Annotated in this window: 19 protein-coding genes; 4 read left to right on the top strand and 15 right to left on the bottom strand. The window is 72.7% G+C overall.

The annotated features are described in order from the left end of the window. Positions 1-52: 52 nt before the first annotated feature. The 12 genes from ACFYVJ_RS28375 to ACFYVJ_RS28430 all read right to left on the bottom strand — a co-directional run bounded on the left by ACFYVJ_RS28375 (position 53) and on the right by ACFYVJ_RS28430 (position 13,450). Positions 53-439: a hypothetical protein gene (locus ACFYVJ_RS28375; protein WP_388897175.1), complete on the bottom strand. Its 387-nt coding sequence runs from the start codon at positions 437-439 to the stop codon at positions 53-55. Positions 440-604: 165 nt separating this feature from the next. Then, positions 605-1,621: a Gfo/Idh/MocA family protein gene (locus ACFYVJ_RS28380; protein ID WP_388897178.1), complete on the bottom strand. Its 1,017-nt coding sequence runs from the start codon at positions 1,619-1,621 to the stop codon at positions 605-607. 39 nt (positions 1,622-1,660) lie between these two features. Beyond that, a complete protein-coding gene (locus tag ACFYVJ_RS28385; RefSeq protein WP_388897181.1) occupies positions 1,661-2,614 on the bottom strand; it encodes a TIM barrel protein in 954 nt (317 codons plus the stop codon). A 64-nt stretch (positions 2,615-2,678) separates the two neighbouring features. Continuing rightward, positions 2,679-4,181, bottom strand: coding sequence for a CoA-acylating methylmalonate-semialdehyde dehydrogenase (locus ACFYVJ_RS28390; RefSeq protein ID WP_388897184.1), 1,503 nt, complete (start codon positions 4,179-4,181; stop codon positions 2,679-2,681). A gap of 48 nt (positions 4,182-4,229) precedes the next feature. Next, on the bottom strand, positions 4,230-6,179 hold the full coding sequence (iolD, locus tag ACFYVJ_RS28395) for a 3D-(3,5/4)-trihydroxycyclohexane-1,2-dione acylhydrolase (decyclizing) (protein ID WP_388897187.1): 1,950 nt from the start codon (positions 6,177-6,179) through the stop codon (positions 4,230-4,232). Further along, the gene (gene iolB / locus ACFYVJ_RS28400; RefSeq protein ID WP_388897252.1) at positions 6,176-7,042 is read right to left on the bottom strand and encodes a 5-deoxy-glucuronate isomerase; all 867 of its coding nucleotides are present in this window, start codon (positions 7,040-7,042) and stop codon (positions 6,176-6,178) included. The genes iolD and iolB overlap by 4 nt, the downstream gene beginning before the upstream one ends. Positions 7,043-7,104: 62 nt before the next feature. Continuing rightward, positions 7,105-7,992, bottom strand: a complete 888-nt coding sequence (locus tag ACFYVJ_RS28405; RefSeq protein ID WP_388897190.1) for an aldolase — start codon at positions 7,990-7,992, stop codon at positions 7,105-7,107. A 187-nt stretch (positions 7,993-8,179) separates the two neighbouring features. Continuing rightward, positions 8,180-9,169, bottom strand: coding sequence for a 5-dehydro-2-deoxygluconokinase (gene iolC / locus ACFYVJ_RS28410; protein WP_388897193.1), 990 nt, complete (start codon positions 9,167-9,169; stop codon positions 8,180-8,182). A gap of 11 nt (positions 9,170-9,180) precedes the next feature. Next, the gene (locus ACFYVJ_RS28415) at positions 9,181-10,005 is read right to left on the bottom strand and encodes a carbohydrate ABC transporter permease (protein ID WP_388897196.1); all 825 of its coding nucleotides are present in this window, start codon (positions 10,003-10,005) and stop codon (positions 9,181-9,183) included. Continuing rightward, a complete protein-coding gene (locus tag ACFYVJ_RS28420) occupies positions 10,002-10,904 on the bottom strand; it encodes a carbohydrate ABC transporter permease (RefSeq protein WP_388897199.1) in 903 nt (300 codons plus the stop codon). Before ACFYVJ_RS28420 ends, ACFYVJ_RS28415 begins: the two co-directional genes overlap by 4 nt. Next, a complete protein-coding gene (locus ACFYVJ_RS28425) occupies positions 10,904-12,334 on the bottom strand; it encodes an extracellular solute-binding protein (protein WP_388897203.1) in 1,431 nt (476 codons plus the stop codon). The genes ACFYVJ_RS28420 and ACFYVJ_RS28425 overlap by 1 nt, the downstream gene beginning before the upstream one ends. A 15-nt stretch (positions 12,335-12,349) precedes the next feature. Then, positions 12,350-13,450 (bottom strand): carbohydrate kinase family protein, encoded by a 1,101-nt coding sequence (locus ACFYVJ_RS28430; protein ID WP_388897206.1) that lies wholly within the window; start codon positions 13,448-13,450, stop codon positions 12,350-12,352. Positions 13,451-13,568: 118 nt separating this feature from the next. Between ACFYVJ_RS28430 and ACFYVJ_RS28435 the strand changes: the two genes are divergently transcribed. Both ACFYVJ_RS28435 and ACFYVJ_RS28440 read left to right on the top strand, forming a co-directional pair. Then, positions 13,569-14,327, top strand: a complete 759-nt coding sequence (locus ACFYVJ_RS28435; protein WP_101423916.1) for a DeoR/GlpR family DNA-binding transcription regulator — start codon at positions 13,569-13,571, stop codon at positions 14,325-14,327. Then, complete coding sequence (locus ACFYVJ_RS28440) at positions 14,324-15,655, top strand: 6-phospho-beta-glucosidase (RefSeq protein WP_388897210.1); 1,332 nt, start codon at positions 14,324-14,326, stop codon at positions 15,653-15,655. The genes ACFYVJ_RS28435 and ACFYVJ_RS28440 overlap by 4 nt, the downstream gene beginning before the upstream one ends. Before the next feature lie 265 nt (positions 15,656-15,920). On the opposite strand, the gene ACFYVJ_RS28445 is transcribed toward ACFYVJ_RS28440, so the two are convergent. After that, the gene (locus tag ACFYVJ_RS28445) at positions 15,921-16,544 is read right to left on the bottom strand and encodes a TetR/AcrR family transcriptional regulator (protein WP_388897213.1); all 624 of its coding nucleotides are present in this window, start codon (positions 16,542-16,544) and stop codon (positions 15,921-15,923) included. A 97-nt stretch (positions 16,545-16,641) separates the two neighbouring features. Between ACFYVJ_RS28445 and ACFYVJ_RS28450 the strand changes: the two genes are divergently transcribed. Both ACFYVJ_RS28450 and ACFYVJ_RS28455 read left to right on the top strand, forming a co-directional pair. Continuing rightward, positions 16,642-17,286 carry an NAD(P)H-dependent oxidoreductase gene (locus tag ACFYVJ_RS28450; protein ID WP_388897216.1) on the top strand — a complete coding sequence of 215 codons (645 nt, stop codon included), beginning with the start codon at positions 16,642-16,644 and terminating at the stop codon, positions 17,284-17,286. Between the two features lie 274 nt (positions 17,287-17,560). After that, positions 17,561-18,649: an amidohydrolase family protein gene (locus ACFYVJ_RS28455; RefSeq protein WP_388897219.1), complete on the top strand. Its 1,089-nt coding sequence runs from the start codon at positions 17,561-17,563 to the stop codon at positions 18,647-18,649. A gap of 117 nt (positions 18,650-18,766) precedes the next feature. On the opposite strand, the gene ACFYVJ_RS28460 is transcribed toward ACFYVJ_RS28455, so the two are convergent. Continuing rightward, entirely contained in the window at positions 18,767-19,258 is a 492-nt protein-coding gene (locus ACFYVJ_RS28460) for a hypothetical protein (RefSeq protein ID WP_388897222.1), read from the bottom strand. A 50-nt stretch (positions 19,259-19,308) separates the two neighbouring features. Next, a complete protein-coding gene (locus ACFYVJ_RS28465) occupies positions 19,309-20,247 on the bottom strand; it encodes a hypothetical protein (RefSeq protein ID WP_388897225.1) in 939 nt (312 codons plus the stop codon). Positions 20,248-21,542 lie beyond the last annotated feature (1,295 nt).

Genomic DNA, 21,542 nt, shown 5'->3' on the forward strand with positions numbered 1-21,542 from the left:
CGAGCGGAGACGGGGGCGCACGGCGTACGCCGTCACCGCGTGCGCCGCCGCCTCACGCCGTCGTGTACCCGTACGCCAGCATCGCGTACGTCACCGCCGGCACCGCCAGCATCCCCAGCACCAGCGCCGCCCCCCGCCGCTCCCGCCCCGTCTCCGCCATCCGCCGCCCCACCGACTGCGCGACCGCGCCCGCCACCAGCAGCGTCAGCACCCCCAGGCCGAGACCCGCCGCCGAACCGGCGCTCATCTCCTGGATGCGGTCGCACGGACCCGTGTGGTCCGGCGGCGCGCAGTACTCCCGCTCGCCGCGGAACAGCGGGATCATCAGCGCCATCAACGCGGCCGGTAACGCCCCCAGTGCGTACGCCATCTGCCCCAGCGTCGTCGTCACGCCCACCCACGGCGGACGGCTCAGCAGCGGCGGCTCCCCCAGTGACATCCGTACCCCCCTTTGGACACACCTGCTGCCCCAAGGAGACGTGCCGAAGACAGACGGGGTTCCCGCGGCCCGGCCCCTCCCCCCGCGGTGGGGCCGGGCCGCGGGAAGCGCGGCGGGGCCGGGGGCAGCGCCCCGGCCCGGAAAACCGGGCGGCGTACGCGCCCCTCAGGCGTAGAACGCCGGGCGCTCCACGAGGTTCACGTCCACCACCGCGCCCGTCCGCTGCGCCTCGACCGTCGCCGCCGCGACCGCCGTGGCGGCGTAACCGTCCCAGGCGCTCGGCCCCGTGGCCGCGCCCGCGGCCACCGAGTCGACCCACGCCTGTACCTCGACGTCGAACGCCTCCGCGAAGCGGCCGCCCCACTCCTGGTCGATCTCCGTGCCCACCCGCGCCGCCGCACGCACCTCCGCGCGCGCCGGGTCAGGCAGCCGGATCAGACCCGTCTCGCCGACCGTCTCGCACTGGATGTCGTACCCGTACTGGCAGTTGACGAAGACCTCCAGGTCGATACGGACCCCGCCGGCGGTCTCGAAGAGCATGAACTGCGGGTCCCGCAGGTGCGGGAACCGCCGCTCCGTGGCGCGCGGCATGATGACCTGCGCCGAGACGATCTCGTCGGCCAGCAGCCAGCGGGCCGCGTCGATCTCGTGCACGCCCGTGTCCTGCGCGGCCATCTCGGTCGTGTACCGCTCGGGCGCCGACCTGTTGCGGTGCGCGCAGTGCATCATCAGCGGCCGGCCGATGCCGCCGTCGGCGATGACGCGCTTCAGCTCCCGGTAGCCCGGGTCGTAGCGGCGCATGAACCCGACCTGCACCAGCCGCCGCCCGAACGCCTCCTCCGCGGCCAGCACGCGCAGCGCGTCCTCCGCCGTGGTCGCCAGCGGCTTCTCGCAGAGCACCGGCTTGCCCGCGGCGATCGCGGCCAGCACGTGCTCGGCGTGTGCGGCGTGCCAGGACGACACCAGCACCGCGTCCACGTCGTCCGCGGCGATCAGCGACCCCGCGATGTCCCCGGCGTCGGCGACCCGCGCGCCCCCCGCCTCCGCCGCGGCCTTCTCCGCCAGCGCCGCGTCGATGTCGGCGACGGCACTCACGCGGGCACCGCTGATGACGCGGCTGATGCGCTCGATGTGCTCGCGGCCGATGGCGCCGGTGCCGACGACTCCGATGCGTACGGTCATGACTTCTTGCTCCTCAGTACTCGTTCTCAGCGGGCCGCTTCAGCGGGGGCGGCGCGTGCCGCTCAGGCCGACGCCCGCCAGGTAGTCGCGGGTACGGACCGCGATCGGCAGCGGCACCTCCGGCTCGCACGGCCACAGGTCCTGCTCCACCACCACGAACAGCTCCGCGTCCAGGCCGGACAGCGCCGCCACGATGTCCCCCGGGTTCGGCACGCCCGCGGGCGGCTCCACGGCCACGCCGCGGCTGACCGCCTCGCTGAACGACAGGTTCTCGGCCCGGACCTGCTCGATGATCACCGGGTCCATCTGCTTGATGTGGACGTAGCCGATGCGCTCGGCGTAGCGGCGGATGAGGTCGAGGTTGTCGCCGCCGCCGTACGCGACGTGGCCGGTGTCCAGGCAGAGGTTGGCGTAGCGGGAGTCGGTCGCGTTCAGGAAGCGCTCGATCTCCGGCTGCGTCTGGATGTGGCTGTCGGCGTGCGGGTGGACGACGAGGCGGACGTCGTACTCGTCCAGGAGGATCCTGCCCAGGTCGTCGGCGGTCTTGCCGAGCGACGTCCACTGCGCGGCCGTCAGCTCCGGCGGCTCGGTGAAGTCGCCGGTCTTCTCGTCGCGGTACAGCGGCGGGATGAGCACGAGGTGGTGCGCGCCGGTGGCGGCGGTCAGCTCGGCGACGCGGCGCACGTTCGCCAGCGTCTCGTCCCACTCCTCGGGGCGGTGCAGGGCGCCGAAGATCGTGCCGCCGGAGACCTGGAGTCCGCGCTCGGCGAGCTCGCCGGCGAGGCGCTGCGGGTCGGTGGGCAGATAGCCGTACGGGCCCAGCTCCAGCCACTTGTAGCCGGTCTCGGCCAGCTCGTCGAGGAAGCGGGTGTACGGGACCTGGTGCTCCTCCTCGGGGAACCACACCCCCCAGGAGCAGGGGGCGGAGCCCAGGCACAGATTGCCGGCGGCGGTTCCCGCGGCGGGGCGCGGGGCGCCGGGTGCGTCGGTCATGAGGGTGCGGCCTCTCGGTGGTCGGGGCTCGTGACGGGGGTACGGGCGGGGGTTGCCTGGCGGGTCAGTTGGCGGTCGGGAACGCGAACGCCGCGCCGCGGGCCGCCGGGTTGCCGCCGGCCGGCCAGCGGGTCGTGACGACCTTCGGGCGGGTGTAGAAGCGCACGCCCTCCGGGCCGTGCACGGGGCTGTCGCCGATGAGCGAGTCCTTCCAGCCGCCGAAGGAGTACGCGGCCATCGGCACCGGCACCGGCACGTTGATGCCGACCATCCCGACGTGCACCCCGCGCTGGAAGCGCCGGGCCGCGCCGCCGTCGCCGGTGAAGAGCGCGGTGCCGTTCCCGTACGGGTTGGCGTTGATGAGCGCGATCGCCTCGTCCAGGGTGGCGACGCGGATGACCGCGAGCACGGGGCCGAAGATCTCCGTACGGTACGCGTCCATCGCCGCGCTGACGTGGTCGAGCAGCGTCGGTCCGGTGAAGAACCCCTCCTCGTGCCCGGCGACCTCGAGGTCCCGGCCGTCGACCACGACCGTCGCGCCCTGCGCCGCCGCCGAGGCGACGGCCCCGCTGACGCGCTCCTGCGCGGCGCGGGTGACGAGCGGGCCCATCTCGCTGGCCGGGTCGTCGCCGGGGCCGACGCGCACCGCGCGCGCCTTCCGCTCCAGCACCTCGACCAGCGGCTGCGCCGCGTCCCCGACCGCGACGGCGACGGAGATCGCCATGCAGCGCTCGCCCGCGGAGCCGTAGGCGGCGGCGACGAGCTGGTCGGAGGCGTACTCCAGGTCCGCGTCCGGCAGCACCACGGCGTGGTTCTTCGCGCCGCCGAGCGCCTGGACGCGCTTGCCCGCGGCGGTGCCGCGCTCGTGCACGTAGGTGGCGACGGGCGTGGAGCCGACGAAGGAGACGGCGGAGATGCCGGGGTGGTCGAGGATGGCGTCGACGGCGGTCTTGTCGCCGTGGACGACGTTGAACACGCCCTCGGGCAGCCCGGCGTCCGCGTAGAGCTGCGCGATCAGGTTGGAGGCGGACGGGTCGCGCTCGCTGGGCTTGAGCACGAAGGTGTTGCCGGTGGCGATGGCGATGGGGTGCATCCACAGCGGCACCATCGCGGGGAAGTTGAACGGGGTGATGCCCGCGCAGACGCCCAGCGGCTCGCGGAAGGAGAGGACGTCGACGCCGCGCGAGTACTGGTCGGAGTAGCCGCCCTTGAGGGCGTCGGCTATGCCGCAGGCGTACTCGACGACCTCCCGGCCGCGGACGATCTCGCCGCGGGCATCGGAGATGATCTTGCCGTGCTGAGCGGAGATGACGCGGGCCAGCTCGTCCTCGTGCCGGACCAGCAGCTCGCGGAAGGCGAACATGACGCGCATCCGCTGGGACAGCGAGCTGTCGCGCCAGGTGTCGTACGCCTTGGCCGCGGCGCTGACGGCGGCGTCGACGTCGGCGGTCTCGGCGAGCAGGACGCGGGCCTGCTCGCGTCCGGTGGCCGGGTCGTAGACGGGGGCGGTGCGGGTGGAACCGGCGGCGGTGGCGCCGCCGGCGATCCAGTGCTCGATCGTGTGCATGAGGGTCTCGCTTAACTTGCCGGGGAAGTACGGGGGTTGCTGGGGCTGTCAGAGGTACGGGCGTTGGGCGCGCTTGCCGTCGCGGTACTCCTCGTACGCCTTGCGCGTGGACTCCAGCTCGGAGACCTCGCTGACCGGCACGTCCCACCACGCGGAACTCGGCGGGTTGGGCCCGGTCAGGTCGGTGACGACGTGCACCACCGTGGTGCGCTCCGCCTCCCTGGCCCGGACGAAGGCGTCCCGGAACTCCGCCACCGTCGTCGCCCGCAGCACGTCCGCGCCGAGGCTCGCCGCGTTCGCCGCCAGGTCCACCGGCAGCGGCCCGCCGTCGAGTTCGCCGGTGTCGGGGTTGCGCCCCGCGTACCGGGTGCCGAAGCGCTGCGAGCCCAGCGACTCCGACAGCGCGCCGATGGACGCGAAGCCGCCGTTGTCGACGAGGACGACGGTCAGCTTCAGCCCTTCGGAGACGGCCGTGACGATCTCCTGGGAGAGCATCAGGTACGAGCCGTCGCCGACGAGGACGACGACCTCGCGGTCGGGGGCGGCGAGCTTCACGCCGAGTCCGGCGGCGATCTCGTAGCCCATGGTGGAGTAGGCGTATTCGACGTGGTACGCCTTCGGGTCCCGGGCCCGCCAGAGGGCCTGGAGGTCGCCGGGCATGGAACCGGCGGCGTTGATGACGACGTCGCTGTCGCCGGCCAGGTCGTTGACGGCGCCGAGGATCTCTGTCTGCGCGGGCGGCGGGCCGTGGCCGCACTCGGGGTGGTAGACGGCGTCGGTGGTGCGGCGCCAGGCGTCGGCGAGTTCGGCTGCGCGCGCCCGGTGGGCGTCGTCGGCCTGCCAGTCGGCGAGTTCGGCGTCGAGCGCTTCGATACCCGCGCGGGCGTCCGCGACCAGCGGCTCGGCGGCGTGCTTGACGGCGTCGAGGCGGGCGACGTTGAGGTTGACGAACGCCACGTCGGGGCGGGCGAAGACGGTGCGGCTCGCGGTGGTGAAGTCGCTGTAGCGGGTGCCGACGCCGAGGACCACGTCGGCCTCGGCGGCCAGCGCGTTGGCGGCGGCGGTGCCGGTGGAGCCGAGCGCGCCGACGGCCGAGGGGTGGTCCCAGGGCACGGCGCCCTTGCCCGCGTGGGTGTCGGCGACGGGGATGCCGGTGCGCAGGGCGAAGGCCCGCAGTTCCTCCCACGCCTCGGAGTACACCGCGCCGCCGCCGGCGACCAGCAGCGGCCGGCGGGCGCCGCGGAGCAGCGCGACGGCGCGGGCCAGCGCCGCGGGTTCGGGTGCGGGGCGGGGCACGTGCCAGACGCGGCGGCGCAGGAACGCCACGGGCCAGTCGTACGCCTCGGCCTGCACGTCCTGCGGCAGCGCGAGGGTGACGGCGCCGGTCTCGGCGGGGTCGGTGAGCACCCGCATCGCGGCGAGCGCGGCGGGGATGAGCTGCTCGGGGCGTTCGACGCGGTCGAAGTAGGCGGAGACGGGCCGGAGCGCGTCGTTGACGGTGATGTCGCCGTTGCGGGGGTCTTCGAGCTGCTGGAGCACCGGGTCGGCGGCGCGGGTGGCGAAGACGTCGCCGGGGAGGAGGAGGACCGGCAGCCGGTTGGTGGTGGCGAGGGCGGCGCCGGTGACCATGTTGGTGGCGCCGGGGCCGATGGAGGAGGTGCAGGCGTAGGTCTGGAGGCGGTTGGCCATCTTGGCGTAGGCGGTGGCGGAGTGGACCATGGCCTGCTCGTTGCGGGCGAGGTGGTACGGGAGGTCCGCTTCGCCGGTACGGGCGGCCTGGAGCAGCGCCTGGCCGACGCCGGCGACGTTGCCGTGGCCGAAGATGCCCCACATACCGGGGATGAGGCGGTGTTCGGCGCCGTCGCGTTCGCTGTACTGGACGGCCAGGAAGCGCACCAGTGCCTGGGCGGTGGTGAGCCTGACGGTCCCGCCGTCCCCGGTGCCCGTCGCCCCGGTGCTCGTCACGTCGCTGGTCACGTGGCTCGTCGCGTCGCTCATCGCGTCCCTCCTCCGAACGGCAGCCTCGGGTCGGTGTCCTGGTCGTCCCAGGTGCTGCGGATCCAGCCGTGTGCCGGGTCGTCGCAGATGAGCCAGGCCCGTTCGGCACCGGGTCCGGCCATGACGTTCAGGTAGTAGAGGTCGTAGCCGGGTACGGCCATGGAGGGGCCGTGCCAGCCGTGCGGGATGAGCACGGTGTCGCCGGTGCGCACCTCGGCGAGCACGTCCAGGGGCCGGTCAGCGGTGCCGTAGACGCGCTGGTACGCCATGCCGGGGCCGCCTCCGGGGCCTTCGGCGACCTCGAAGTAGTAGATCTCCTCCAGCTCGCTCTCCTCGCCGGGGCGGGCCTCGTCGTGCTTGTGCGGCGGGTAGGAGGACCAGTTGCCGCCGGGGGTGAGGACTTCGCAGACCAGGAGCCGGTCGGCGTCGAAGGTCTGGGGGAGGCAGTAGTTGTGCACTTCGCGGCTGCAGGTGCCGGCGCCGCGGAGTTCGACGGGTACGCCGGCGGCGGGCCCGTAGCGTACGGGCAGGCGCCGTTCGCAGCGGGCGGAGGGCAGCGCGAAGCGGCCGCCGCCGGGGCTGGTGATGCGGACGTCGGTGTCGCGGGGGACGTAGGCGAAGTCCGTGGGCTCGCCGAAGACGCCGGGGCGGCCGGTGAGTTCGAGGCGCTGACCGTCGGCTTCGACGGTGCAGCCGCCGGCGAGGGGCAGCACGAGGTGCTCGGCGTCGCCGGTGGCGAGGGTGTGGCTCCCGCCGGGGGCGAGTTCGAGGATGCGCAGGCCGGAGTAGCCCCAGCCGGCGTTCCCCGGGGTGATGTCGGTGCGGTACGGGCCGGAGGCGGCGGCGCCGCCGGGCACGTACAGCTTGCCGTCGGTGCCGTCGGTGCCGTCGGTGCCGTTGGTGCCGTTGGTGTCGTTGGTGTCGTTCACAGCAGGCTCACCGCCCGGTCGACGGCCCCGCTGACGTCGCCGTCGGCGGGGTAGAGCAGCGAGCGGCCCACGACGAGCCCTTGCACGCCGGGCAGCCGCAGTGCGCCGCGCCAGGCGTCGAAGACGGCGCGCTGGCTGTCGGCGCCGCCGGCGTCACCGCCGAGGAGCAGCACGGGCAGGGTGGTGGCGGCCACGACGCGCTCCATGTCGGGGACGACGGGCAGCTTGAGCCAGGTGTACGCGCTGCGCCGGCCGAGCCCGGAGGCGATGGAGACGGACTTGACGACGGCGTCGGGGGTGAGGTCGTTGCGTACGCGGCCGTCGTGCCAGCGGGAGAGGAAGGGTTCGACCATGGCGATGAGGCGCCGGTCGGCGAGGGCGTCGACGGCGCGGGCGCTGGATTCCAGGGTGGCGGCGGTGGCGGGGTCGTCGAGGGCGATGCGGGTGAGCATCTTGCCGCCGTCGAAGCCCATGGCGTCGATGGTCTCCGCGTCGTAGCCGGTGAAGCGGTCGTCTATCTCGAAGGCGGAGCCGGCGAGGCCGCCGCGGTTCATGGAGCCGAAGACGGATTTGCCGTCGAGGACGCCGAGGAGGAGGAGGTCTTCGAGGATGTCGGCGGTGGCGAGGACGCCGGTGACGCCGGGGCGTTCCAGGGCCAGGCAGAGCCGTTCGAGGAGGAGTCCGCGGTCTGCCATGGCGTGGGCGTCGCCGCCGACGGCGTTGGCGCCGCGGGCGGGGTGGTCGGCGGCGATGATCATGGCCCGGCCCGGGTCGCCGTCGCCGAGGGGCGAGGTCGCGGGGCGGCGGGCGGCTGCCGCGGCGGCGATGGCTCCGGGGTTGTGGACGCGGGTGGCGGTGAGGTCGCCGGTCTTGTCAACGGTCATGCCTGGGTCTCCGGGGAGTGGGCGCGTGCGCGGGTGGGTGCGGTCGTGTCTGCGGTGCGGACTTCGATCGTCGCACTGCTCGACCTCGTACGCCGCGTACGCTGCGTGCGCGTGCTGTCACTGGGGCGGCCTACCCTTGGGCGGGTGCGTGGGGGAGGTGCGCGGCGTGGGGGGCGTGGGGGTGGGGTCACGCCTGGTTCTCCGCCGCGCGCAGCCTGGCCTCCACCTGTGCCGCCGTGGGCATCGCGTCGGAGCACGCGAGTTCGCCCGCCACATGGGCTCCGGCGGCGTTGGCGAAGGCGATGGTGCGGTCCAGTTGCCAGCCTTCCAGCATGCCGTGGACGAGGGCGCCGCCGAAGGCGTCGCCGGCGCCGAGGCCGTTGACGACCTCGACGGGCACGGGGGGTACTTCCGCTTCGGCGCCGTCGCGGTGGACGGCGAGGACACCGCGGGGGCCCTGTTTGACGACGGCGAGTTCGACGCCCGTCGCCAGCAGGGCCCGCGCGGCGGCGCGCGGTTCCCGCTCCCCCGTCGCGACCGCGCACTCCTCCAGGTTGCCGACGGCGACCGTGGCATGGGCCAGCGCCCGCTGGTACAGCCCGCGGGCGAGTCCGTCGGCGGACGCGCCCGCGCCCTCGGGCCAGAACATCGGGCGCCAGTCGAGGTCGAAGACGGTGTGTGCCGCGCGGCCCCGGGCTTCGAGGGCCGCGAGTGTCGCGGTCCTGGAGGGTTCTTCGCTGAGTCCGGTGCCGGTCATCCAGAACACCCGGGCGGCGCGTACGGCGTCCATGTCCAGTTCGCCGGCCGTCAGGTCCAGGTCGGGTGCCTTGGGGTAGCGGTAGAAGTAGAGGGGGAAGTCGTCCGGCGGGAAGATCTCGCAGAACGTGACGGGTGTGGGCAGTGCCGGTGAGGTGCCCACGAAGTCGGTGCCGACCCCGTATCCGCGCAGCGCGTCGCGGATGAAGGTGCCGAAGGGGTCGGCGCCCGTCTTCGTGATCACCGCCGCGCCGTGCCCGTAGCGGGCGGCGGCGACGGCGACGTTGGTGGCGCTTCCGCCGAGGTATTTGCCGAAGGTGCTGACCTCGGCGAGGCTGACGCCGGTCTGGAGCGGATAGATGTCCACTCCGACGCGCCCCATGGTCACCACGTCGTACGGCTTCGGCTTCGGCACTGCCACTCCCAACTCTCTTACTCCTTCACTGCTCCGGTGAGCATTCCCTCGATGAACCGCCGCTGCAGCGCTATGTAGACGACCACGACGGGCAGTGCGATGAGCACGGCCGCGGCGGCGAGCAGCGAGGTGTCGGAGGTCTGCTGTCCCTGGAAGAAGGCCAGTCCCAGCGGTACGGTGCGCAGTCCTTCTTCACTGATCATGACCAGCGCCATGAGGAACTCGTTCCAGGTCCACATGAAGGTGATGACGATCATGGTGGTGATCGCCGGCCGCCCCATGGGGACGAGGACCCGCCACAGCGTGGTGAAGCTGTTCGCGCCGTCGACGCGGGCGGCCTCCACCACGGATTGTGCGCTGTTGCGGAAGTAGGTCCGCATCCAGAACACGCCGAACGCGAGGGACTGCGCGGTCTGCGGCAGGATCAGCGCCCAGTACGTGTCGGTGATCTCGTAGTGCCGCAGGTCGAAGTAGAGCGGTACGACCAGCGCTTCCTGCGGCAGCGTGAGGCCGATGACGAACACGTAGAAAAGGATGTTGGAGCCGGGGAAGCGCATCACGCCGAAGGCGTACGCGGCCAGGATCGACAGCACGGTCGCGACGGTGACCACGACCACGGCCACCAGGATCGAGTTCCCGAGGTAGGTGCCGAAGTTGCCCTGGCTCCAGGCGTCGGAGAAGTTGCTCCAGCTCAGGCCGCCTTCGGGCAGCGAGAAGCCGGTGTTGAGCGAGCCCTTCTCGCCGAACGCGGTCGACAGGATGCCGATGACGGGCGTCAGGGAGATGACGGCGAAGATCGACAGGATGCCGTAGGTGAAGGTGCGTTCGATCTTGGTGCTCATGAGCGCCGCCCTTCGACGAGCCGGGAGACCGTGACGGTCAGGGTGAAGATCAGCACGGTGAGCGCGACGCCCACGGCCGCGGCGGAACCGACCTGGTTCAGCTCGAAGGCGCGGTGGTAGACCTCGTACGCCGGCACGGACGTGGCCTCGCCGGGCCCGCCGCTCGTCATGACGTAGATGAGGTCGAAGTTGCGCAGTCCGGCGACGATCGTCAGGGTCAGCGCGACGGCTATCTCGGCGCGCAGCGCCGGCAGCGTGACGGCGAAGAACTCGCGGAACGCGCCCGCGCCGTCCAGCCGTGCGGCCTCGTACAGCTCCTTCGGGATGCGCTGGGCACCGGCGAGGAAGAGGACGAGACACAGACCGGTCATGACCCAGGTGCCGACGATGCCGACGGCGGGCAGCGCCCAGTCGTAGTCGCCGAGCCAGGGCCGGGCCAGGGAGTCCAGGCCCACGGCGCGCAGCACGTCGTTGAGGAGCCCGTCGGGCGCGAGAATGGACTGCCACGCGACGCCGACGACGACCATCGCCAGCACCTGCGGCAGGAACAGCACGGTGCGGAAGAACGTCATGCCCCGCACCCGTATTCGCGACATGGCTGCCGCGAGCAGCAGGCCGATGCAGACGGGGAGCGCCGAGTAGAAGATCAGCAGTATGAGTGCGTGCCCGAAGGGGGCGCGCAGTGACGGGTCGGTGAATATGTCGGAGTAATTGGAGAACCCGGCGGAGGTGGCCCGGGTGAGGCCGTCCCAGTGCAGGAACGACAGCCACACGGACTGCCCGAAGGGGACGAGCAGGAACAGCGCGTAGATGACGAGCGCGGGCAGGACGTACAGGTATCCGACCGCGCGTGGTTCGCCCGGTGCGCGGCGGCCGTAGCCGGCGGTGAGGGACTTCATCACGACCCCGCAGGCTCGGAGCCGGCGCCGTCGCCGCGCTGCTTCTCCATGAACGGCCCGTAGTCGTCCTGCAGCTTCTTCGCGAAGCCGTCGGGCGAGGTCTTGCCGGCGATGAGGTCCTGGAGTCCGGCGGAGATGGTGTCGTAGAACGTCGGCGTCGAGTAGTCCAGGTACGGGACGAGGGCGTCGTCGGCGTTCAGCCGCTTCCAGGCGGCGATCATCTGGCCGTCGGGGCTGTCGGGGTCGACTTCGTCGGCCGCCTTGCCGGGTACGGCCGGCAGGACCCCGTTCTCCGTCATGACGTCGGCAGCGTGCTCGTTGGTGATGAAGTCGAGGTACGCCGCGGCGACGTCGGGGTGCGCGGACTTGGAGGTGACGGACCACGAGAGGCCCTGGCCGCCGGTGGTGGTCGGGTTGCCGCCCTCGGTGGCGGGCGGCGGGGCCATGACGCCGAGGTTGTCGCCCATGGGCTTCTTCAGGTCGGCCTGCAGCCAGGTGCCGGCGATGAGGTACCCGCCGTCGCCGCCGGCGAACTGCTTGTAGGAGTCGTCGTAGCCGCGGCCGTTGGCGTCCTTGGGCAGGTAGCCCTTGTCGATCCAGTCGGTGAGCTCGGCCGCGGCGTCCTTCGTGTACGCGTTGTCGAACCCGTCGCCGCGGCCGAGGACGGTGTCGCGCGCCTCGGCGGCGCCGTGCTGGTCCTGGAGCACGCCGAAGTTGTGGATGGCGGGCCACTGGTCGAGGTTGCCGAACTGGATGGGCAGCTCGCCCTTCTCCTTGAGGGTGGCGAGGCTGTCCGTGAACTCCTTCCAGGTCTTCGGCGGCTCGATGCCCGCGTCGGCCAGCTTCTCCTTGTTGTAGTAGACCCCGATGAACTCGCCGGTCTGGGAGATGCCGTAGAGGCGGCCGGTGCCGAACTGCTTGCCGTCGGCGGAGACCCGGTTGAGGTTGAGCAGGGTGTTGGGGTAGCGCGTGTTCCAGTCGTAGACGCCCGCGTAGTTGTCGAGCGGCATGAGCAGCCCGGCCTTCACGAACGCGACCATGTCGGGGTAGCCCTGGTTGGCCTGGACGATGTCGGGCGGCTTGTTGCCCGACAGGGCGAGCTTCAGCGTCGTCTTGAGGTCGTCGAAGCTCCGGGAGACCCGCTTGATCTTGACGTTCGGGTACTTCTCCTGGAACTCCTTGTTGAGCTGCTCCAGCTCGGCGTTGGTGCCGCCGCGGACCTCCTGGTCCCACACGGTCAGCGTCACGTTCCCCGCCTTCGCCGGGTCCGGTACGCCGCCCGTGCCGCCGGCGCCCCCGCCATCGACGGCGCCGGAGCCGTCGGTGCCGGGCACGCAGCCGGCGGCTATGACGGCAAGTCCCGCGGCGAGCGCGGCGGGCACGAGTGCCTTGGTCCGCCTTCTACCGCCGCCCTTGTTGCGCAATCCCATCAGAACTCCTTCGTTCTACTCGTCCCGGAAGCCGATGGTCGGGATGGCCCGCCGGCGCGGCCGCTGCCGCACCAGGGCCGGGACCAGGCCGTCCAGGAAGTCGTACCGCCGGGCCACCTCGGCGGCGTCCGCGTTGCCGGCCTTGGCACCGGCGGCGGCCTCGATCCACCACGCGGCCACCTCCGTCCAGTCCGGCGCGGACAGCGAGCCGCCGAAGTGCTGTACGGACAGCGCGGCGGTGAGGTTGGCGAAGGCGAGCCGGTCGGCGAGCGGCCAGCCCGCCAGTGTTCCGGTCATGAAGCCGGCGACGAACACGTCGCCGGCCCCGGTGGGGTCGAGGGCGTCCACGAGCAGGCCGGGGACGTCGGCGGTCTCGCCGGTGACGCCGTCGACGGCGACGGCGCCGTCGGGGCCCTTGGTCACCACGGCGATGGGCACCAGCTCCGCGAGGGCGCGTACCGCCTGCTCCGGGGAGTCGGTGCGGGTGTACTGCATCGCCTCGGCGGCGTTGGGCAGGAAGGCGTGGCTGTAGCGCAGCCCGGTCAGCGCGTTGAGGTCCCAGCGGCCGGACTCGTCCCAGCCGACGTCGGAGAAGACGCGGGAGCCCTGCTCGTGCGCCTGCCGAACCCACTCCTCGTCCCGGCCCGGCTCCAGCGACGCCATCACGGAGCGGGCGCGCGGGAGCGTGGCGCAGACGGGAGGCGGCGCGGGGTGCTCGTGCGTCACCATGGTGCGCTCGCCCTCGTACGCCATGGAGACCGTGACCGGCGAGTGCCAGCCGGCCAGCCGCCGCGACGGGCTGAGGTCGACGCCTTCGCTCTCCGACAGGCTCTCCCAGCAGTAGTCGCCGTAGAGGTCGGTGCCGAAGCTCGCGCTGAGCGTCGTGCGCAGCCCGAGGCGGGCGAGCGCGGTGGCCATGTTCGCGATACCGCCCGGGCTGGAGCCCATGCCGCGGGCCCAGTTCTCGCTGCCGCGCACGGGCGCGCCTTCGAGGCCGGTGAAGACGATGTCCATGAACACGGTGCCGGTGAGGAGAACGTCGTGCTCAGGATCGCCGGGAGCGCGTGTGCCCGCCAGCGGGTCGATCGCTGTGCGGACCGCCGAGGGTGTGCTCAACGGCGTGTCCTTCCTGCTCGTGGTTCACATTGAGCGACACCTTGCACCGCCGCGACGGAATTTGCAAGAGGTCACTCACACTCGCGCAAACTCGCTCACGTGGAGTACATTGCGGTCCATGCTGCGAGAGACGCGCCACGAGAAGCTGCTCAGCATCCTCGGTGACGAGGGCGTGCTGCCCGTCCGGGACATCGCCAAGCGGCTCGGCGTCAGCGAGGCCACGGCCCGCCGCGACCTCACGGAACTCGGCCGCGCCGGCCGCCTCACCCGGGTCTACGGCGGCGCCGTGGCGGCCCGCGCGGACGACGAGAGACCCTTCGCCGAGGTCGCGGACGACGACCCCGGCGGCCGGGAGTCGGTCGCCACCCGCGCCGCCGAGCTGATCGAGGACGGCGACGTGGTGCTGCTCGACATCGGCACCACCACGCTGGCCCTGGCCCAGCGGCTGCGCGGCCGCCCTGTGACGATCGTCACCAGCAATCTCGCGGTCTACGAGGAACTGCGCGACGACCACGCGGTGACCCTGATACTGCTCGGCGGCGAGGTCCGGCGGAACTACCGCTCGGTCGTCGGCGTACTCACGGAGTCCAATCTCCGTGAGCTCTACGTCGGCCGGCTCTTCCTCGGCGCCAGCGGGATCCTCCCCGACGGCAGCGTGCTGGACAGCACCCACGTCGAGGTCCCCGTCAAGCGCGCCATGATCAAGGCGTCCCGGCAGGTGGTGCTGCTCGCCAGTGCGGGCAAGTTCCCCGGCGACTCGGGGCTCGTCCGCATCTGCGGCCCCGAGGACGTGCACATGCTCATCACGAACACGTCATCGGACCCGGTGACCCTCGCCGCCTTCGGCGAGGCCGGTGTGGAGGTAATCACGGTATGAGGCTGACAGTGCTGGGCGGCGGCGGGTTCCGCGTGCCGCTGGTGTTCCGGGCCCTGCTCGAAGACAGCGGCGACGAGTCGGGGCGGTGCACCGAGCTCGTTCTGTACGACACGGAGCCGCGGCGCCTGGAAGCCATCGGCGCCGTCCTCGCGCAGCACGCGGCGGACGGGGAGGCCAGAGGCGCCCGGCCGCCGGCGGTCCGTACCACCACCGACCTCGACGACGCCCTGCGCGACACGGACTTCGTCTTCTCCGCCATCCGCGCCGGCGGCCTCGAAGGCCGCAGCCGCGACGAACGCGCCTCGCTGACCGAGGGGTTGCTCGGCCAGGAGACCGTCGGCGCCGGCGGCGTCCTGTACGGGCTGCGCTCCGTACCCGCCGCCATGCACATCGCCGAGCGGGTCGCGGCCGTCGCCCCGAACGCGTGGGTCATCAACTTCACCAACCCCGCGGGCATGGTCACCGAGGCCATGCAGCGCCTCCTCGGCGACCGCGTCATCGGCATCTGCGACTCCCCCGTCGGCATGGCCCGCCGCGCCGCCCGCGCGCTGGGCGTCGACCCGGAGCGCACCGAGCTCGACTACGTGGGCCTCAACCACCTCGGCTGGCTGCGCCGCATCCTCGTGGACGGCGAGGACCGGCTCCCGGAGCTGCTCGCCGACCGGGCGACGCTGGAGTCCTTCGAGGAGGGCAAGCTCTTCGGCGCCGAGTGGCTGCAGGCGCTGGGCTCGCTGCCCAACGAGTACCTGCACTACTACTACTTCAACCGCGAGGCCATCGCCGCCCTGCGCGACGCGCCCGCGACCCGCGGTGAGTTCCTGCGCGAGCAGCAGGCGGCGTTCTACGCCGCGGCGGCCGCCGACCCGGGCGAGGCGGCGGCGGTGTGGGAGCGTACGCGCAAGGAGCGCGAGGCGACGTACATGGCGGAGAGCCGGGAGAGCACCGGCGGCTGGCAGCGCGACACGTGCGACCTGGACGGCGGCGGCTACGACCGGGTGGCGCTGGCCCTGATGCGCGCCATCTCCCGCGACGAGCACGCCACCCTGATCCTCAACGTCCCCAACCGCGGCACGATCCCGGGCCTGGACGCGGAGGCGGTCATCGAGGTCCCGTGCCGCGTGGACGCCCAGGGCGCCCACCCGATCCCGACGCGCCCGGCGGCGGCGGACCAGTTGGGCCTGATGCTGACGCTGAAGGACGTGGAGCGCTCCACGATCGCGGCGGCGGACACGGGCAGCCGCGCGAGGGCCCTCCGGGCGGTGGCGCTCCACCCGCTGGTCGACTCGGTGAACGCGGCCGACCGCATCCTGACGTCCCGCGGTATCTGACACCGACGCCGGCCCGAGGGGGGCGGCCGGGGGCCCGAGGGGGGCGGCCCGGGACGGGGGCGCCGGTCGGCGGGACCGGCGCCCCTCGGCGTCCAGGCGGCGAGGGCCGGCCGCTCGTCTCACTCCATGCGCTGCGCAGCAGCGCCCGGCGCTGGGCAGCAGCGCCCGCTCCGCTCCCGTACGAGAGCGGCATCGACCTCGACGTCGCCTACTCGACGCGCCGCCGGGCCGGCCGCCGACGCGCGTCCCGCACGAGTGGCACCCCTCAGGGGCGGCAGACCCTCGTGACCAGGACCTCCCAGCCCTCCGCCAGCGCCCGGAGATAGCGCCTGGCCTCCCCCTCCTCCTGCGCGGGCGTCGCGAGGTAGAGCAGCACCGGGCCCTCCAGGGCCGCGGCCACTTGCAGGGTCAGGGCGTCGAGGTGGTCCGCGGCCACGCCTGACTGCTCCAGCAGCAGGCGGACGTGCATCCGCGTCAGTCCCGGAAACGCCACCGGCACCGGCCGGTTCCGGCCCAGTGCCGCGCGCGCCACCGCGTGGTGGTCGAGCAGGAACGTGATGCGCCCCTGGCCGTACGCGATCAGCCGGTCCACCGGGTCCGCCCCCGGGCCCAGCGGCGGCGGGCCGGAGAGGACGCGCTGCTGGAAGCCGCGTTCCTCCTCGTCCAGGAGCGCGACGAAGATCCCCGCCCGCGTACGGAAGCGCCGGTAGACCGTGCCCTTCCCCACTCCTGCCTGCTCCGCGAGGCCGTCCATCGTCACGTTCTCGGCGCCCGTCTCGGCGATCATCCGGCGGGCCGTATCCAGCAGCAGCCTGCGGTTTCGTGCCGCGTCCGCGCGCTCCGCGCGGGGTCGCTCCAGGGGAATCAGCTCACCGTCCACGGTCGCCACCGTATCGTCAGGAATTTAAACGGGGTAAAGTCCGCTTATGCTGGATCGTGAGTCCGGCGCATCACGCGCAACCCCCTGCATACGGAGACGAACCCCTATGAAGCTCTTCCGCATCGACGCCAGCATCCTCCCCGGCGCCTCCGCCTCGGCCGAGATAGCCGACACCGTCCAGGCGGAGTGGGCCCGGACGCACACCGACGCCGCCGTGGAGCGCCGCCACCTCGGCACCGCCCCGCTCCCCGCCGACGCCTGGGCACTGGCCACCACCGCCGGCTTCACCCCCGCCCCGGAGCGCACCCCCGCGCAGCTCCGGGCCATGGAACTGGCCGCCGAACTCGCCGCGGAACTGGACGGCGCCGACGCCGTCCTGCTCGCCGTCCCGCTCTACAACTACGGCGTCTCCCAGCACTTCAAAGCCTGGGCCGACCTCGTCATCAACGCCGCCGGGGCCGCCACTCCCGTACTCAAGGAGAAGCCCACCGTGCTCGTCACCAGCAAGGGCGGCGGCTACCAGCCGGGCGCGCCCCGGGCGGGCTGGGACCACTCGACCCCGTACCTCCGGCGGGTCCTGGTCGACATGTGGCAGGCCGATCTCACCGTGATCGAGCGCGAGTTGACGCTGGCGGCCACCACCCCCGGCATGGAGGCGCTGCGCGAGGAGGCCGCGCGGGAGCACGAGGAGGCGCTCCGGGCCGCGCGGGGCGCGGGGCAGGTCCTGGCGGACGCGGCGGCGCGGGTGTGAGGAGGGCGGCGGCCCGCGGGCGGGGCCGGTTCCGCGTACGGAGCGGGTGCCCGGCGGCGTACCGTACGGACCCGCGCGCGGCCCCCCGCGCCCCCCGCGCGTACGTACGGCACGGCCCCGTACGTACGCCCCACCCGCACCGCCCGCCCCGCCGCCGTAGCCCGTTACGGTCATCTGCCCGGCCACGCGGCGGGGCGGCCTCCCGCGCACCTCCCGGCGATCACACAATCCCTTCGTCTTCACTCCACCCGCTCCACCGCCGAAGGGGATCCGCGTGCCGTACGTGAGTCGCAGGACCGCCGTCATCGCCACGACCTGGCTCGCCGCCGCCGTCGTCCTCGGGCCCACCGCCGGGTCCGCCGCCTCCGCGGCCGAGGAGGACTGCTTCGACCGCCGCACCGAGCCGTACACCTCGGTCGTCGACGGGCACCTGCACTTCCGGCCCTTCGGGGGCGAGGCCGTCCCGTTCCGCGAGGTCGTCGACTACCTCAAGCGCACCGGCGTCAAGCACGCCGGGGTCTTCGGCATCGGGCAGAAGCTCCCGGTGGACTCCCCCTGCACGTACTACCTGGACTGCCCGGGCACGCCCGTGCTCCCCAGCATCAAGAACGACTTCGTCAACGCCGAGAACGTCGTGGAGCACAAGCAGGAGGACGTCGACCTGGCCCTGTCCATGACGTACCCGGACCTCGCCCACCCCGAGACCGTGATGGGCGGGATGCGGGAGCTCGACAAGGAGTTCCCGGGGATGTTCCAGTGGATGGGCGAGGTCAACCTCATCAAGCAGGCCCTCCTGCCCAACAAGCACGAGCCCGCGGACGAGGCGGACATCAGCGGGTGGGCGCCGTTCATGGACGAGCTGCGCCGGCGCGACATGCCGATCACCATCCACTCCGACCTCGGCAACGACCAGGATCCGACGCGGTATCTGCACCTGATGGAGCGCGTGCTGCGGCTCTATCCGCACAACAAGATCGTCTGGGCGCACATGGGGCTCTCCAAGGAGCTGCCGAACATGGACCCGGACGAGCACATCGGCATCATGAAGCGGCTCCTGGAGCGCCACCCGAACCTCACGCTCGACCTGAGCTGGCGGGTGCTGGAGGACATGTACTTCGGCAAGCCGGGAGTGCGGGCGAAGTACGCGGCGCTGTTCGACGCGTATCCGGAGCAGGCGATCCCGGGGACGGACTTCGTCGCGTCGCGGGACAAGAGCTTCGGGGTCTACAAGGAGGAGCTGGAGGTGACCAGCCGGATCAACAAGGCGATGGGGGACGAGGCGTTCCGGCGGATCGCGCTCGGGCAGAACTACTTCGACCTGCTGGGGATCAAGGAGCGGGCGCCGGAGATCTGCGAGGCGTAGCGCCTGCGGGTGGGCCGGACGTGCGGGAAGGCTGACGCACTCCGCCCGCGTCCGCCCGCCGTCCGGCCGTGGCGCGCCGCGGCCGGACGGCGGGCAGGGGTCCGCGAGTACGTACCGTCAGCAGTTGACCCAGCGGTGGGACGACACGGAGTTGTCGGCGCCCAGCCCGTCGAAGTCGGACCACCAGTCGCCGCGCTTGAGGCAGCCGATGGCAGACCCGGCGCCGTTGCCGTTGTAGAAGCCCGAGTAGAACCTCACGTCGTCGTTACCGCCGCTCCAGCCCAGGTTCGCCGCGGAACTCGTGTCGTTGTTGTCGCTCCCCGTGCAGGCGCCGCCGCGCCTGTAGTCACTGTCGTTGTCGTAGTCCTTGCACATGGCCGAGCCCGCGCAGTTGCGGCGGTCGTACATGTTGACCGTGCCGGTGTTCCCGTAACGCTCCACGGTGGCCGCACACTTCAGATCCTGCGCGGAGACGTCGCGGACCTCGGTGCCCGCGGTCGCCCGGGCCGTGGTCTCCGCGGAGTCCGCGGCGGCGGTGGTGGCCGGGACGAGGGCCCCGGCGGAGGCGAGGGCGGCCGCGGCGGCCAGGGCGAGCTTGTACGTGCGCATGGGTGATCTCACTTTCCTCGGTTGGATGTGCTGGTACGTGGTCGGGGAGCTCAGCGCGGCGGCAGTTCCCGGGCCCGGGCGTGTTCCAGTGCCAGGAGCCGCATCCGGTCGCGACCCTCGATCTCCGCGGCGTACTGCGCGCGGTCGGGCCGCGCGAGCCGGCGGGTCAGGCGGTCGACGGTCGCCGAGAGCGGCGTACTACGCGCGCACTCGGCTTCAGCCGTCGCGAGTCCGACCTCGACGGCGTGGGCCTCGCCAGGGCTCGCGCCCTTCGTGAGCGCGGGCAGGCGGCGCTGGATGTCGTCGGGGCTCGCGTAGGGGTGGCCGCGGCCGGTCATGCAGGCGGCCCACTTGCCGACGGCGGCGCGGTACTCGGGGGCGCGGTGCAGTTCGGCGGTGCGGTCGGGGAGATTGGAGGCGACCTTGTCGACGCGGAACCATTCGCGCAGGTCGCCGTAGAGCGCGCGGTCCGCATCCGCGAGGCAGCCGGTGCGGGACCTGCGGATGTCTATGCCGGTCGGAACGGTGACCTCGATGGCCGTGGCGGGGTCGCCGTAGAGGGCGGTGCCGTAGGCGTGCTGGCGGTCAGGGGAGAGGGTGCGGAGGTACGCGGCGTTGGGGTTGTCCTTCCGCTCGCGTGCGGCCCGCCGGTCGAGCGCGCCGCCGTAGCCGTACGCGCGCGCCCACGCGGGGTCGTCCACGACGTACGGGAAGTCGCGCCGTTCGTCGGCGGTGACGGGGGCGGCGGGGTGGTACTCGAAGCCGGCGCGGTCCATGCACCGGTCGACGAGGGCCTCCTGGGCCTGGTCGAGGAGGGCGAGTTCGCCGAGGGTGGCGGGACGGGGCGGTTTCGCGGCGGGGTCGCCGCCCTGGGCGCCGCCGGCGGCACCGCAGGCGGTGGCGGCGGCGAGGAAGAGGGCGCAGAGGCCGACTCTGAACGCCGTCGTGTACGCGGCGGTGCCCCTTGTCCCGTACGCAGGCATGCGCATGTACGCCCCCGTTCCCCCGTGGTGCCGGTCGCCCGGCCGTGCTGGTCGTGCCTGGCCGAGGACCCGGCGCCGCCGCATGGTCGGTCCGAACGGGCGGCGCCGGGCTGTGGCAGGAGTCTGGAGGGAGGGGAGGAGGCGGGGGAAGGTGTTTCGGCGGTGCCCGAAGGAGGGGGGACTGCCCCGCAGGGTTCGGCGGAACGCACGCCGAGGGGCAAAGGTAGCCCCCGGGGAGCCGATTCGCCCCGGATCCGGGGGTGTTACCGCGAGTGACGACCAATTCCCTCCGCCCGAGACCGGGAGCGCGGGGGACGCCCCCGGGAACACGGGCACGCACATGGACGGGCGAAAGTCAGCCCCGCCGACCGTTTTACCCCGATTCAATGGGGCCACGACGACGGCTTCGTACCACCAACGCCCGCCGGGGATGACCGGGCAGCCGCCCGGAGGCCCAGAGCCCGCCAGGTACGCAGGAACGGGCGAAAGTCGCACCGCACGGACGTTTTGCCCCAGTCTCGGGGCCGGATTACCGCGAGTTCACCTCGGCGAGACACACGAAAGAAGAACGCCCACCCGTAGGCACACCTCGACGAGCAAAAGCCCCTCCCGAACGCCCGATTCACCCCGAATCAAGGGATATCCCCCGAGCCAAAACCGAACTTCGCCCCCCGGGAAGCGGCTTCCGGTGGGACGTGACGGGCCAGAAGGCCGCAACCCCGGACCACGGTCGAACCCCGCCCCCGGAGACATCGCCGAACGCACCCAACCGGCCCCCGAAAGCCGCCGACACGCGCCGGGAACGTCAGCGATCGGCGATAGCCGGCGCCCGGGGTCCGGCCCCCGCCCGCCGGGCCACATCCGCAACGGAGCGCAGCCGTCTCCGGCTTCCGCCCCCGCCCAACGGGGACTTCGGCGATCGGGCCCGGCCCGCCTCCGGCCTCCGCCCCCACGTCCGCAGAGGCAACGGCGATCAGGGCAGCCCCCGGCAAGCGGCAGCCCGCCCCACGTCCGCCGGGAACCCCAGCGATCGGGGAAGACCCGGCACCCAGCGGCCCGGCTTCCGTCCTCCATCGGGTACAGCGGCGATCAGGGCAGACCCACCGGCCGCCCGGCCTACGTCCGCCGAGAACCTCGGCGAACGGGGAACACCTGGCGCCCGGCGGCCCGCTGCCCCGTCCGCCGGGCACGGCATCCGTAGTCCCATTCGAGGGCGCCCGCTCCCTCCGGGCCACCCATAGCCGCCGGTCTTTCGGGCCGGAGTCCGGTGTCAAGGGTGGGGCGAAGCCCCATCGCGAAGC

Origin of the sequence: Streptomyces sp. NPDC004134, from assembly GCF_042874195.1 — a bacterium.
Classification (GTDB): domain Bacteria; phylum Actinomycetota; class Actinomycetes; order Streptomycetales; family Streptomycetaceae; genus Streptomyces.

What these genes read in the sequence shown, in the direction of transcription:
- ACFYVJ_RS28450 (WP_388897216.1), top strand. Translation starts at nt 16,642, where the DNA reads ATGAAGCTCTTCCGCATCGACGCCAGCATCCTCCCCGGCGCCTCCGCC.
- ACFYVJ_RS28375 (WP_388897175.1), bottom strand. Translation starts at nt 439, where the DNA reads ATGTCACTGGGGGAGCCGCCGCTGCTGAGCCGTCCGCCGTGGGTGGGC.
- ACFYVJ_RS28385 (WP_388897181.1), bottom strand. Translation starts at nt 2,614, where the DNA reads ATGACCGACGCACCCGGCGCCCCGCGCCCCGCCGCGGGAACCGCCGCC.
- iolD (WP_388897187.1), bottom strand. Translation starts at nt 6,179, where the DNA reads ATGAGCGACGCGACGAGCCACGTGACCAGCGACGTGACGAGCACCGGG.
- ACFYVJ_RS28460 (WP_388897222.1), bottom strand. Translation starts at nt 19,258, where the DNA reads ATGCGCACGTACAAGCTCGCCCTGGCCGCCGCGGCCGCCCTCGCCTCC.
- ACFYVJ_RS28435 (WP_101423916.1), top strand. Translation starts at nt 13,569, where the DNA reads ATGCTGCGAGAGACGCGCCACGAGAAGCTGCTCAGCATCCTCGGTGAC.
- ACFYVJ_RS28380 (WP_388897178.1), bottom strand. Translation starts at nt 1,621, where the DNA reads ATGACCGTACGCATCGGAGTCGTCGGCACCGGCGCCATCGGCCGCGAG.
- ACFYVJ_RS28425 (WP_388897203.1), bottom strand. Translation starts at nt 12,334, where the DNA reads ATGGGATTGCGCAACAAGGGCGGCGGTAGAAGGCGGACCAAGGCACTC.
- ACFYVJ_RS28440 (WP_388897210.1), top strand. Translation starts at nt 14,324, where the DNA reads ATGAGGCTGACAGTGCTGGGCGGCGGCGGGTTCCGCGTGCCGCTGGTG.
- ACFYVJ_RS28415 (WP_388897196.1), bottom strand. Translation starts at nt 10,005, where the DNA reads ATGAGCACCAAGATCGAACGCACCTTCACCTACGGCATCCTGTCGATC.
- ACFYVJ_RS28465 (WP_388897225.1), bottom strand. Translation starts at nt 20,247, where the DNA reads ATGCGCATGCCTGCGTACGGGACAAGGGGCACCGCCGCGTACACGACG.
- ACFYVJ_RS28420 (WP_388897199.1), bottom strand. Translation starts at nt 10,904, where the DNA reads ATGAAGTCCCTCACCGCCGGCTACGGCCGCCGCGCACCGGGCGAACCA.
- ACFYVJ_RS28405 (WP_388897190.1), bottom strand. Translation starts at nt 7,992, where the DNA reads ATGACCGTTGACAAGACCGGCGACCTCACCGCCACCCGCGTCCACAAC.
- ACFYVJ_RS28390 (WP_388897184.1), bottom strand. Translation starts at nt 4,181, where the DNA reads ATGCACACGATCGAGCACTGGATCGCCGGCGGCGCCACCGCCGCCGGT.